A 12495-nucleotide genomic window follows, 5' to 3' on the forward strand; every position below is an offset into this window, starting at 1 on the left:
CTCGCGCGCCGCCAAGTCTAGGCGCACGTGAGCTTGAATCAGAGGTCGGCCCTGGAATCTTGATCGTTGGGCGTAACCTGCCCGACGTGCTAAGCGAGCCAACTCTGACCAGTCGCCCCGAGGGTGGGTGGGATATTCCGCTGCTCGTCTGGCACGCCGACGGACCCCTGCGAGCGGTCAGCAGCGGCCCACTGGGGGGCGGAATCGGCGTCCGGCACTGGGTGTTGAACGCGACCGTACCGATGTCGTACGACCGGGACGACCCGGCCGCCCACCTGGCCGCGCTCGCCGCGGACCTCGCTCTCGACGGACCCGGCGTTGGTCTGCTGACCGGCGTCGACGTGGCCGAGGTGGTCGCGCGGACCGACACCGGGGTGCGGGCCTGGGCGACGGTCGGGCTCGGCACGCCCGTGCTCGCGGCCGCGCCGGCGCCGGCCGGGCTCGTCCAGCGGGTCGGCACCGTCAACATCGTGGTGTACGTGCCGGCCCGACTCGCCGACTCGGCGCTGGTCAACGCGGTGGCCACGGCTACCGAGGCGAAGACCCAGGCGATCACCGAACTCGGACTGCCCGGCACCGGCACCCCGACCGACGCGGTCACCGTGCTCTGCCCGGTCGACGGGCCGGAGGCCGCCTACGGCGGGCCCCGCTCCACCTGGGGCGCGCCGCTCGCCCGAGCGGTGCACGCCGCGGTGCTCAGCGGGGGCGCGCGGGCCGTCGTGCCCTGGTCAGAGCAGCTTCCCGACTGAACTTCCGACCGATCGGCTGTCGTCGGCGCGTTGACGGCCCGGTAGGGTCGCCAGCGATGTATGCTCCCGCCCCTCTCGCGTCCCGCCCGCGCCGCCGCGTCGTCCTCGGCCTCGCCGCGCTGCTTGCCGCCCTGCTCGTCGCGGGCTGCGGCGACCCCGGCGGCGAGGCCCCCGTGTGGCAGCCCGGCGCCGGCGGCGGTGGCACCGGCGCACCGGTGACCACTGCCGGACCGGAGGCCACCGGGTCGGCGGCCTCCGCCGAGGGCGGCGCGATCTCGCTCTCCGCCACCGGCGACATCATCATGGGCAACGCGCCGAGCCGGCTGCCCGCCGCTGGCGGCAAGGGCTTCTTCACCTCGGTCACCGAGGCGCTCAAGGCCGACCTGGTGATGGGCAACCTGGAAGAGCCGCTGACGGTGGACACCGGCACCGGCAAGTGCGGTGCCAACTCCACCCGCTGTTTCCAGTTCCGGGCCCCACCGGAGTACGCGGCACACCTGCGCGACGCCGGCTTCGACGTGCTCAACCAGGCCAACAACCACGGCTACGACTACGGGCCGAAGGGCTACGAGAACACCCAGCGGGCGCTGGAGAAGTACGACCTGGAGCACACCGGCGCGCCGGACCAGATCACCGTTGTCGACGTCAAGGGCGTCAAGGTCGCGGTGGCCGGCTTCTCGTCGTACGTCTGGTCCAACAGCCTTGTCGACATCGCCAGGGCGAAGACCGTGGTCGCCAAGGCCGCCACCATGGCCGACCTGGTCGTGGTGCAGGTGCACATGGGCGGCGAGGGGGCGGAAAAGACGCGGGTCAAGCCGGGCACCGAGATGTTCCTGGGCGAAAACCGGGGCGACCCGGTCAAGTTCTCGCACGCCATGATCGACGCGGGCGCCGACCTGATCGTCGGGCACGGGCCGCACGTGCTGCGCGGCATGGAGTTCTACCAGGGCCGGCTGATCGCGTACAGCCTCGGCAACTTCGCCGGCGGTGGCAACTCGCTGAGCAACGACGGCCGCCTCGGCTGGGGCGGGGTGCTGAAGGTGTCGCTGAAGCCGGACGGCACTTGGGCCGGTGGCTCGTTCACCTCGACGTACATGAACGACGCCGGTAAGCCGACGATGGACCCGAACGGCCGGGGCCTGGGCCTGATCGGTGACCTGAGCCGCAGCGACTTCCCGAAGAGCGGCGCCCGGTTCGACGGGCAGGGCACGATCTCCCCGCCGACGGGCGGCTGACCCGAGGAGGAACGTCCGGGGCGCGACGTAGGCTGACCGTCGTGACAAGTAGTCCCCCCAGCGCCGCCGAGACCGACCTCGGGCGCACACGCCGTGCCCGCAAGATCGGCCGGGTGCTGGCCGAGACGCATCCCGACGCGCACTGCGAACTGGACCACTCCAGCGCCCTGGAGTTGTCCGTCGCCACGATCCTCTCCGCGCAGTGCACGGACAAGAAGGTCAACGAGGTCACCCCGAAGCTCTTCGCCCGCTACCCGAGTGCCGCCGCGTACGCAGGGGCCGACCGTGGCGAGATGGAGGAGCTGATCCGGCCCACCGGCTTCTACCGGAACAAGACCGACTCGCTGATCAAGCTCGGCCAGGCTCTCCTCGACCGGTACGACGGCACCGTCCCCGGCCGGCTCGCCGACCTGGTGACGCTGCCCGGGATCGGCCGCAAGACCGCCAACGTGATCCTCGGCAACGCCTTCGACGTCCCCGGCATCACCGTCGACACGCACTTCCAGCGGCTGGTCCATCGGTGGGGGCTGACCGGCGAGACCGACCCGGTCAAGATCGAGCATGCCGTCGGCGCGTTGTACCCGAAGCGCGACTGGACCATGCTGTCGCACCGGATCATCTTCCACGGGCGGCGGGTCTGCCACGCCCGCAAACCGGCCTGTGGCGCGTGCACGCTCGCGAAGCTCTGCCCCTCGTACGGCACCGGCCCGACCGAGCCAGCCGCCGCCGCGAAGCTGCTCAAGGGCCCTCGGGCGCGCGATCTCGCGGTGGCCGCCGGGGTCGACCCGGAGCTGGTGCCCGCCCAGGCGGTCGCCGCGGAGGTGCCGTGAACCGCGGTCACGCTGCGGGTGCGACGAGTCGGCGCCTCGCGCTGGTCATCCTGCCGCTGCTGCTGACCGTCACCGGGTGCACAAGCGGCGCGGCCGACGATCCGGCCCCCCGCCGGGCCGGGGCTGAGCGCCCATCGCCGTTCCGGGACTGCTCCACCCTGAGCACCCCGGCCGCGGCTGCGTCGCCCGGCTCCGCCACGACTACCACCGGGTCGCCGCGCGCCACGGCTCCCGCCACACCCGGCGCGACGGCTCCCGCCGGCACGACGGCCCCCGCCGCCGACGGTAAGGCGCTGCCGGAGCTGACGCTTGCCTGCTTCACCGGCGGCGCGCCCGTCGCCCTGCGGGACGTGGCCGGGCCGGTGGTGATCAACGTGTGGGCCTCCTGGTGCCCGCCGTGCCAGAAGGAGCTGCCCGCCTTCCAACGCCTCAGCGAGCGGGCCGCCGGTCAGCTCCAGGTGCTCGGCGTCAACAGCCGGGACACCCGCAGCGCCGCCCAGTCCACCGGTGAGGACATCGGCATCCGGTTCCCGATCCTGGTCGACCAGGGTGAGGCGCTGCAACGCGAGCTGAAGCGCAATTTCTTCCCCATGACCATCTTCGTCGGCGCCGACGGTCGGATCCGGCACATCGACGCCAGCGGTGCGCTCGACGACGCCCAGCTCGCCACGCTGGTCCGCCAGCACCTCGGCCTGACGGTGCCGGCGTGACCCGTCGACCGCCCGAATGGATCGAGCCGTTGCTGACCCGGCTCGGCACCGCCCGCGCCGAGGACTTCACCCGGCTGACCACCCCGGCGGAGGGCGGTCGAGAGAGCGCCGTGCTGGTGCTGCTCGGCGAACAGCCCGGCGTCGGCCCCGACGTGCTGGTCCTGCAACGCGCCGCCACCCTGCGTACCCACGCCGGCCAGCCGGCCTTTCCCGGGGGTGCGGCCGACCCGGAGGACGCCGACGTCCGGGCCACCGCCCTGCGCGAGGCGAACGAGGAGGTCGGCCTCGACCCGAGCAGCGTGACAGTGCTGGCCGAGCTGCCGAAACTGTGGATCCCGGTCAGCGACTTCGTGGTCACGCCGGTGCTGGCCTGGTGGCACGACCCGCACCCGGTGCACCCCCGGGAGCCGGCCGAGGTGGCGCACGTGGCCCGCCTGCCGGTGAGCGAGCTGGTCGACCCCGCCAATCGCCTGCGGGTCCGTCACCCGAGTGGTTGGATCGGTCCGGCGTTCTCGGCACGCGGGATGCTCGTCTGGGGCTTCACCGCCGGGGTGCTGGCCACCCTGTTGGAGATGGGCGGCTGGGCCCGTCCCTGGCCACGTGGTCGGGTGGTGGAGCTTCCGCCGAGCGGAGCGACCCCAGCGCCGTCGGCGGGCACCGACGAAGCCGACGAGACAGCCCTGCGCTGACCGCACCCTCACTTTCCGCAGGCGATGGTCATCTGGTGGGCGCACTGCCCGTACGCTTGACCCGTGTCCGTCGTGGATCTGCTGCTGCTGCTGCTCATGCTCCTGTTCGCGATCAGCGGATACCGCCAGGGCTTCGCCATCGGCATCCTGTCGCTCGCCGGCTTCTTCCTGGGCCTCCTGCTCGGCCTTCAGCTCGGGCCGCTGCTCGCCCGGCAGTTCGTGGATCCCATCGCCCGGGTGCTGATCTCGCTGGTGGCGATCTTCGGGCTGGCCGTGGTCGGGCAGGCGCTCGCCGGCTGGCTCGGTTCCCGGCTGCGCAAGACGATCACCAGTGAGGTGGGTAAGCGGGCCGACGACATCGGTGGGGCCGTCGTCTCACTGCTCGCGGTGCTCCTGTTCGCCTGGTTGATCGCCGTGCCGTTCGGTTCGTCCGCGGTGCCCTGGATCGCCGCCGCGGTACGCAACAGCGCGCTGATCACGGTGGTGAACCGGGCCCTGCCGAACCAGGCCCACGAACTCACCACGGCGTTGCAGGACACGCTCGACACCGACGGGTTTCCGGACGTCTTCGGTGACCTCGCGCCCACGCGGGCCCGGCAGGTCGAGCCGCCCGATCCGGCGCTGGCCGGCTCGCAGGTGGTGGTCAACGGTCAGCGGTCGGTCGTCAAGGTGCTCGGCTCCGCGCCCAGCTGCTCACGCCGCATCGAGGGGTCCGGCTTCGTGTACGCCGACGATCGGGTGATGACGAACGCGCACGTCGTCGCCGGGACCCGGTCGGTCGCGGTGGAGTTGGGCGGCGAGCGGTACGACGGCAAGGTGGTCGTCTACGACCCGGACCGGGACCTGGCCGTGCTGCTCGTGCCGGGGTTGCCCGGTCCGTCCCTGCGGTTTGCCGCCGGCAACGCGGGCAGCGGCTCGGACGCCATCGTGCTCGGGTTCCCCCTCGACGGCCCCTACAACGCGCAGTCGGCGCGGGTCCGCGACGTCGATCGGATCAACGGGCCGGACATCTACTCCGCCAAGAAGGTGAACCGGGAGGTCTACACGATCCGGGCGCTGGTGCGCAGCGGCAACTCCGGCGGTCCGTTGCTCTCCGCCAACGGCCTGGTGCTCGGGGTGATCTTCGCGGCGGCGTCCGACAACCCGAACATCGGCTTCGCGGTGACCGCGGCCGAGGCCCGCCCGGTGGCGTTGGCCGGCGCCGAACGCAACCGGCAGGTCGGCACCGGCGAGTGCACCTGACCGCCGCGGTCAGCGGGTGGCCGGCGCGGCTCGCCGCGCCGTCGGCAGCTTCGCCCGCCCCCACCGCAGCTCGCGGTCCAGCACGGCACGGGCCATGATCGCGACGCAGGTGCCGCCGTTGAGGAAGGACGCCACCACGTCGCTCGGGTGATGCATCCCCCGGTACATCCGGGTCAACGCCACCCCGAGCGGCACCATCAGCAGCAGCGTCCACCAGGCGACCTTCGCGCCCGTGCTGCGTACCCGCAGTGCCATCAGCACGGCAATGCCGACGTAGAGCGCCACCGCGGCGGAGGTGTGCCCGGAGGGGAAGCTCGACGTGGGCGGCGAGACGTCCATGTGCTCCACCGCCGGCCGCTGCCTGTCGATCACCAGCGTGGTCAGCAGGAACACCAGCGCCTGGGCGGTCACGGCTGCGCACAGGAACAGCGGCTCCCGCCAGCGGTTCAGCCAGAGCCGCAGCGCCAACGCCACCAGGACGGTGACCACGACGATCATCTGGGTGCTGGCCAGGGTGCTGAACACCAGCGAGACGCTGTTCCAGCCGCCGGTACGGTCGCCGGCCAGTTCCCGGTTCACCGCGTCCTCGACGGTGAACGGCCAGGTCCGCTCGAAGACCCGGGTGACCAGCACCCCGAGCAGCACCATGACGCCGAACAGGAGGGACACCGGCAGCAGCACCCGCCGGATGATCTGGACCACGGTGTCGGACATGGCTGGGCCAGTACCCGGTGGGGCTCGTCGGCACGCCTCAGGCCGCTCCGGGGTGCCGCTCGACCTCGGGAGCGACACCGTCGCGGGCCGGCTGGACGGGCCGGAGACCGGCGTGCGCACGCCAACTGGTGAACGCGGCGGTGGTCGCGGCGACCACCGCCACGCCGAGCAGCCAGCCGCCCAGCACGTCGCTCGTGAAGTGCACGCCGAGGGCCACCCGGCTCAACCCGGTCACCACGGTGAGCAGCAGCGCGGCGACCCAGAGCGCGACCCGTGCCACTCCCCGGCCGACGTACGGCAGAAACACCAGCAGCAGCACCCCGGCGGTCAGGGTGGCGTTCAGCGCGTGACCGGAGGGGAACGAATAGCCGGCGGCCCGCGCCACCGGGTCGAGCAGCTCCGGCCGGTCCCGGCCGACGAGCAGCTTCAGCAACGGGCCGAACAGCCCACCCACCACCATTGTGGTGGTCGCCCAGAGGGCCAGCCGGCGGGCTTCCCGGCGCAGCAACCAGATCACCACGAGCAGGGCGGCGGCCCGCAACGGCATCGGCGCGAACACCTCGCTCCAGGCCCGCATCAGCACGACCCAGGCCGGGTGGTGGACGGCGTAACCGTGCAGGGACTCGGTGACCGACGAGTCCAGTCGGTGCAGCGGCGCCCAGGCGCCGAGCACCAGCAGCGCGAGCAGCGTGAACGGCACCAGCACCAGGAACGCCGCCGTCGCGGCGAGTGTCAGCCGGAGGCCCAGCGAGTGGTCCGGGTCGAGTCGGCGGTGCCGCCAGGACGGGTGCCGGGCGGTGCCGAGGGTACGTGGGCCGGGCGCGCTCATGCGAACGGTTCTACCCCACCGGCCTACCCGTCAGGCCTGCCGATGGACCTCGATCATCGGGATCGTTGGCGGAACCGGCGCACCAGCAGAGTGGCGCCGCCGGTCAGGGCGACGAGAAACATGAACCCGGTCCACAGTTGCTCCGGTGCCGACGTGTCCTGGCCACCTGCCGCCCGGGCCGTCCACCGGCTCTGCTGACGGGGAGCGGCGAGACCGAGCGGATTACTTCCGGCGCCGGCCACCGAGTCGTCAGCCGAGCCGGGCGCCGGGCCGAAACCAGTCACCCCCGGGGACGTCTGATCGTCGAGCGGGTTGGCGGTCACCGGTGGCACCTCGGCTGTCAACGCGGCCACCGGGTCGACCATCCCGTACCCGAAGCGGTCGTCCCGCCCGGTCGGCCCGATGTCCCGGGCGGTCACCAGCAAGCGGTTGACCACCTCACCCGCCGACATCTGTGGATAGCGGGACCGGACCAGCGCGGCGGTGGCCGCCACCAGTGGCGCGGCGAAGCTCGTGCCCTGCACCCGCCAGTACCCGTTCGGGGGTTTGGCGCCGACCAGCCCGGTGGCGGGAGCGCTGAGCACCGTCGCCCGGCCGGTGATCGACCCGGACCACAGGTCCTCGCTGTTGCGCTCCAGGCCGGCGACCGCGATCACCCCCGGCTCACGGGCCGGGTACCACACCTTTGTGCTGCTGGAAGTGGCCAGGTTGCCGGTGCAGGCGACCACGACCACGTCCCGGACGAACGCGTAGTCCAGGGCCGCCGCCAGGGCGGGGCTGTCGCCGCTGCCGCCCAACGACAGATTGATCACACGGGCGCCGTGGTCGACAGCCCAGCGGACCCCCTGGGCCACGATCAGCGCGTCGTCGTAGCGGTTGTCCTCGTCGAGCACCCGGACCGGCAGGATCCGCGCATCCGGCGCGAGGCCGACAACGCCCCGCTTGTCATCCTTGCGTCCGGCGATCAGGCCGGCGACGGTCGTGCCGTGCCCCACCGGATCCGGGCCCGCACCCCCGCTGACGCCGACCAGATCCTGACCGGGCAGCACCTGGCCGACCAGGTCCGGATGGCTGCCGTCCACTCCGGAGTCGACCACCGCGACGGTCACGCCCCGGCCGGTCGAGCTGCGCCAGGCCGTCTCGGCCCGCAACTCGTCGAGCTGCCACTGCTCGTCGCGCACCTGATCGGTGCGAGCGACCGTGTCGCCGGGAGCGAACACCGTCGGCCCGCCGGCCAACTGCCCGCCCCGGCTGGGCGTGGCGACGGGCACGGCCGCCGCGGTCGGCGCGACGACGGCGAGCGCCGCGGCCACACCGAGCAGCGCCCGGACGGTCGCCCGTCGGGCCGCCGACGGACCGCTGTGCCGCACCCCTGTCACATCCCCAGCCATTCATCCCGACGGAACCATGACGATCGGAGATTACCGGTTTCCCCACCCGTCACGGGAAGAACCGGCGAGTCACGTCATTGCGGCGGCAGTTGTGCGAGCTGAACGAGCCGTACGCCCTCCCTCCGGGTGACCAACCGGCCACGCCCCGGCGGCAACGGTCCCGGCCGCACCGGCCCGACGAGCGCACCCTCCTCCGGACTGCCCGCCATCACCAGACCGGCGGTGGACAGCTCCCGCAGCCGCTGCACGATCGGCTCGTACTGGGCCCGGCCCGCACCACCGGACCGGCGGGCCAGCACCAGGTGGAACCCGACGTCGCGGGCGTGCGGCAGGTGCTCCTCCAGCGCCCGCAGCGGGTTGGCCGGCCCGGCCGCCACCAGGTCGTAGTCGTCCACCAGCACGAACAGCTCGGGCCCGGACCACCACGAGCGGTCCCGCAGTTGTTGCGGGGTGACCTCCGGCCCGGGGGCCCGCCGCTCCAGGTAACCGGCCGCGGACTCGACCAGGTCGGCGGTGTGCGCCGCGGCGGTGCCGTACCCGATCAGGTGCGGCGTCTCGATGGCGCCGAGCAGGCTGCGCCGGTAGTCGACGAGGATCACCCGGGCCTGCTCGGGGGTGAACCGGGTGATGATCGACGTGGCCAGCGCGCGCAGGAACGACGACTTGCCGCACTCCGAGTCCCCGAAGACCACGAAGTGTGGCTCGGTGGCGAAGTCGAGCAGCACCGGGCGCAGGTCCGCCTCCGCGATCCCGATCGGCAGCCGCAGCCCGGTCGTCGCGGCCAGGTCCAGATCGGCGTACGGCAGCACCGGCGGGAGCAATCGCACCCGAGGCGCCGACGGGCCACCCCAACTGCCGGCGACCCGTTTGACCAGATCGGCGGTGTCCATGTTGTCGGCGAGTTGGGGCAGCGCGGTGAGGAAGTGCAGGCCCTCCGCGGTCACGCCCCGACCGGAGCGCTCCGGCACGTTGGCGGCGGCACGCCGAGCCACAAGCGAGTCGGACGGATCACCGAGGCGCAGCTCCAGCCGGGAGCCGAACAGGTCCCGGATCGCCGGCCGGAAGTCCAGCCAGCGCAGCGCGGTGGCGACCACGTGCAGCCCGTACGACAGGCCCCGGGTGGCCAGGTCGGTGACCAGCGGTTCCAGATCGTCGTACTCGCCCCGGACCGTGCTCCACCCGTCGATCACCAGGAACACGTCACCGAACGGATCGGTGCCCGGCTGACTGCTCGTTCCCGCAGCGGCCCGGCGCTGCCGGTACGCGGCCATCGACTCCACGCCCAGCTCCGCGAAGCGGCGTTCCCGGTCGGCCAGCAGGGTGCTCATCTCGCCCACGGTGCGTCGGACGGCGGTCGGATCGGCCCGGCCGGTCACCCCGCCCACGTGCGGAAGGTCGCGCAGCGCGGCCAGCCCGCCGCCACCGAAGTCCAGGCAGTAGACCTGCACCTCGACCGGGGTGTGGGTGAGCGCCAGCGCGCAGATCAGCGTGCGTAGCGCGGTGGACTTGCCGCTCTGGGGCGCGCCGACCACCGCGACGTGCCCGGCGGCCCCGTCCAGCGCCAGCCAGAGCAGGTCCCGGCGCTGCTCCAACGGCTTGTCCACGACGGCCAGTGGCACTCCGAGCGCGCCGTGCAGCTCCGGGTTGCCCACGGTGAGCCCGCGCCTCGGGTCCACCTCGACCGGACCGAGCAGCTCGTCCAGGGCCGGTGGCGGACCGAGCGGCGGGAGCCAGACCTGGTGTGCCGGCGGGCCCTGCCCGACGAGCCGGTCCACAAGCAGGTCGAGCAGTGTCTCCCGGCCCTCCTCCTCCGCCACGACGGGCACGACCGGGGTCGCCGGCTCGGGCACCGGCACGACGTGCGTGGTGAAGGTGAGCAGCCGGGCGCCGCCCTCGGCGGGCGCGCCGGCCGGCACGGTCCGACGCCGGCCGGCACCGGAGACGTACGCGGCCTTGAACCGGGCCAGGGGGTCGGTGCCGGAGCGCAGGTAGCCGTGACCCGGCGAGCGGGGCAGCTCGTGGGCGTCGGCCACCCCGAGCACGGTGCGGGATTCCAGCGCGGAGAAGGTACGCAACCCGATCCGGTAGGACAGATGGGTGTCCAGCCCGCGGAGCCGGCCCTCCTCCAGTCGCTGGCTGGCGAGCAGCAGGTGGACGCCGAGCGACCGACCCAACCGGCCGATCTGCACGAACAGGTCGATGAAGTCGGGTTTGGCGGAGAGCAGTTCGGAGAACTCGTCGCAGATCAGCAGCAGCGACGGCAGCGGGGCCAGTGGGCTGCCGGCCGCCCGCGCCCGCTCGTAGTCGCGCACGCTCGCGAAGTTGCCGGCGCGACGCAGCAGCTCCTGGCGGCGGACGAGTTCCCCGTTGATCGCGTCGACCATCCGGTCGACCAGGGGCAACGCGTCGGCCAGGTTCGTGATCACCGCCGCGGTGTGGGGCAGCCGGTCGAACGACGCGAAGGTGGCACCACCCTTGAAGTCGACGAGCACGAAGTTGAGCTGCTCCGAGCTGTGCGTGGCGGCGAGCCCCAGCACCAGCGTGCGGAGCAGCTCGGACTTGCCGGAACCGGTCGCTCCGATGAGTAGGCCGTGCGGGCCCATCCCGTCCTGGGCGGACTCCTTGAGGTCCAGCTCGATGGCACCGCCGTCCACGCCGACCCCGATCGGCACCCGCAGCCGGTCGCGTGCCGAGCGCGGCAACCAGCCCTGCTCGGCCGTGAAGCTCTCCGGGTCGCCGAGCCCGAGCAACTCGGGAAGGCCCAGGTCGGCCTGGAGCGGGGCGTCCGGCCCGCGGGCCGTGCCGGCGAGCCGCAGCGGCGCCAACCGTCGGGCGATCGCCTCGGCGTCGGCGAGGTCGAGCTGGTCGGCGGTGCCCACCTCGGCGTGCCCGTCGGACGACCACGAGTGCAGCCGTCGGCCGTGCAGCTCCAGCAGCAGCGCGTACCTGTCGAGCAGCCGGGGCGGCGGAGTGTCCAGGTCCAACACGGTGACCGCGTCGATGCCGCCGTCACCGGTCAGGTCACTGGCGCCGGTCAGGTCGCCGCCGTCGAGGACCACCACCACGTGTGGCCCGTCGGTGGCCGGGCCGGCCGGGCTGAACCGCGACCGGCTGGCCAGCACGTCGGCGAGCAGCCGTTCCAGGTCGGCGGCGGAGCTGGTGACCAGCCGTACCGGGCCGAGCGCGTCGGTGCGGCTGGGGTGGTGGGCGTGCGGGAGCCATTTCACCCACTCCCAGCAGGTCCGGCGTTCCGGACCCGCGCAGACCGCGACGAGCAGCTCGTCGGGGGCGTGGAAGACCGCGAGTTGGGTCAGCACCGCCCGGACCAGCGCCTGCGCCCCCGGGTCACCGGTGGGCGACCCACCTGTGGTCGGGGTGCCGCCGCGGCCGGCGGGCCGGACGTGCACCCGGGCGAAGCTGCGCAACGACAACGCCACCGGCAGGTCCGGCACCACGGAGTACGCGTCCAGAAAGCGCCGCAGCGCTCCAGCGGTCATCGGCTCCAGCTCCTCCAGCGGCCGGGTGACAGGTGGGACGAGCGGGGTGGCCAGGGTCTGCGGCCCGACGGCGACCCGCACCACCGCGAAGTCCGGGTCGGCGGGGCGTCGTTCCCAGACCCGGTGGCTGTCCACCGTCGACCAGAGCCCGCCCGGGTCCGGGTGCCGGTAGTAGAGCCCGGCCCGCTGCTGTCCCGCGGTCCGTCGGACCCGCCGCCGCAGCGTGGCCAGGTGCCGCAGGTACTCGCGTCGGGCGGCCATCATCTCGGACTTCTTCGGCGTGCCGGAGGCGCTGCCCCAGGAGGTCACCAGCATCGCCAACGAGGAGAGCCCGAACATCCCACCCACCACGTACGAGTAGGTGCCACCGCCCCGGCCGAACATCATCGCCATCGCCACGGTGCCGCCGAGCATGGGCAGCAGCATGAGCATCTGCTGCCACCGCCCGCCGGCCACCACGGGGATCTCCGGCGGCGCCTCGACCGGCAGTTCGCCGGCGGGGATCTCCGGCGCCGGTCTACGTGGCGGGCGCTTGATGACGACTGTCGACACTCGGCCTCCTGTTAGCGGTAAGTAACCCGAGCCGGACTCATGGTAGGTAAAGTCCTG

At 72.9% G+C, this 12495-nt stretch carries 10 protein-coding genes; 6 read left to right on the forward strand and 4 right to left on the reverse strand.

Annotated elements, in window-relative coordinates; translation table 11 throughout:
• Positions 1-86: 86 nt before the first annotated feature.
• The 6 genes from ACLQ29_RS12290 (at position 87) to ACLQ29_RS12315 (ending at position 5455) form a co-directional block, all read left to right on the forward strand.
• A complete protein-coding gene (locus ACLQ29_RS12290) occupies positions 87-749 on the forward strand; it encodes an adenosylcobinamide amidohydrolase (RefSeq protein WP_425771738.1) in 663 nt (220 codons plus the stop codon).
• Positions 750-805: 56 nt separating this feature from the next.
• Positions 806-1984, forward strand: a complete 1179-nt coding sequence (locus ACLQ29_RS12295) for a CapA family protein (protein WP_425771739.1) — start codon at positions 806-808, stop codon at positions 1982-1984.
• A gap of 41 nt (positions 1985-2025) precedes the next feature.
• A complete protein-coding gene (gene nth / locus ACLQ29_RS12300) occupies positions 2026-2814 on the forward strand; it encodes an endonuclease III (RefSeq protein ID WP_425771740.1) in 789 nt (262 codons plus the stop codon).
• Complete coding sequence (locus ACLQ29_RS12305) at positions 2811-3524, forward strand: TlpA family protein disulfide reductase (protein WP_425771741.1); 714 nt, start codon at positions 2811-2813, stop codon at positions 3522-3524. The genes nth and ACLQ29_RS12305 overlap by 4 nt, the downstream gene beginning before the upstream one ends.
• On the forward strand, positions 3521-4213 hold the full coding sequence (locus tag ACLQ29_RS12310; protein ID WP_393369376.1) for an NUDIX hydrolase: 693 nt from the start codon (positions 3521-3523) through the stop codon (positions 4211-4213). The genes ACLQ29_RS12305 and ACLQ29_RS12310 overlap by 4 nt, the downstream gene beginning before the upstream one ends.
• A 63-nt stretch (positions 4214-4276) precedes the next feature.
• A complete protein-coding gene (locus tag ACLQ29_RS12315) occupies positions 4277-5455 on the forward strand; it encodes a MarP family serine protease (protein ID WP_425771742.1) in 1179 nt (392 codons plus the stop codon).
• A gap of 9 nt (positions 5456-5464) precedes the next feature.
• On the opposite strand, the gene ACLQ29_RS12320 is transcribed toward ACLQ29_RS12315, so the two are convergent.
• From ACLQ29_RS12320 to eccCa, 4 genes are all read right to left on the reverse strand, one after another.
• Complete coding sequence (locus tag ACLQ29_RS12320) at positions 5465-6169, reverse strand: phosphatase PAP2 family protein (RefSeq protein WP_425771743.1); 705 nt, start codon at positions 6167-6169, stop codon at positions 5465-5467.
• A 37-nt stretch (positions 6170-6206) separates the two neighbouring features.
• Positions 6207-6998 (reverse strand): phosphatase PAP2 family protein, encoded by a 792-nt coding sequence (locus tag ACLQ29_RS12325; RefSeq protein WP_425771744.1) that lies wholly within the window; start codon positions 6996-6998, stop codon positions 6207-6209.
• A gap of 53 nt (positions 6999-7051) precedes the next feature.
• Positions 7052-8389: a type VII secretion-associated serine protease mycosin gene (gene mycP, locus ACLQ29_RS12330; RefSeq protein WP_425771745.1), complete on the reverse strand. Its 1338-nt coding sequence runs from the start codon at positions 8387-8389 to the stop codon at positions 7052-7054.
• Positions 8390-8463: 74 nt separating this feature from the next.
• Complete coding sequence (eccCa, locus tag ACLQ29_RS12335; RefSeq protein ID WP_425771746.1) at positions 8464-12438, reverse strand: type VII secretion protein EccCa; 3975 nt, start codon at positions 12436-12438, stop codon at positions 8464-8466.
• Positions 12439-12495: the final 57 nt, after the last annotated feature.

It is taken from the genome of Micromonospora sp. DT228 (genome assembly GCF_049841595.1).
In the GTDB taxonomy this organism is placed as follows: Bacteria; Actinomycetota; Actinomycetes; order Mycobacteriales; family Micromonosporaceae; genus Micromonospora.

Excerpts from the sequence above, each read along its gene's own strand:
- ACLQ29_RS12295 (WP_425771739.1), top strand. The coding sequence starts at position 806 with ATGTATGCTCCCGCCCCTCTCGCGTCCCGCCCGCGCCGCCGCGTCGTC.
- ACLQ29_RS12320 (WP_425771743.1), bottom strand. The coding sequence starts at position 6,169 with ATGTCCGACACCGTGGTCCAGATCATCCGGCGGGTGCTGCTGCCGGTG.
- ACLQ29_RS12325 (WP_425771744.1), bottom strand. The coding sequence starts at position 6,998 with ATGAGCGCGCCCGGCCCACGTACCCTCGGCACCGCCCGGCACCCGTCC.
- mycP (WP_425771745.1), bottom strand. The coding sequence starts at position 8,389 with ATGGCTGGGGATGTGACAGGGGTGCGGCACAGCGGTCCGTCGGCGGCC.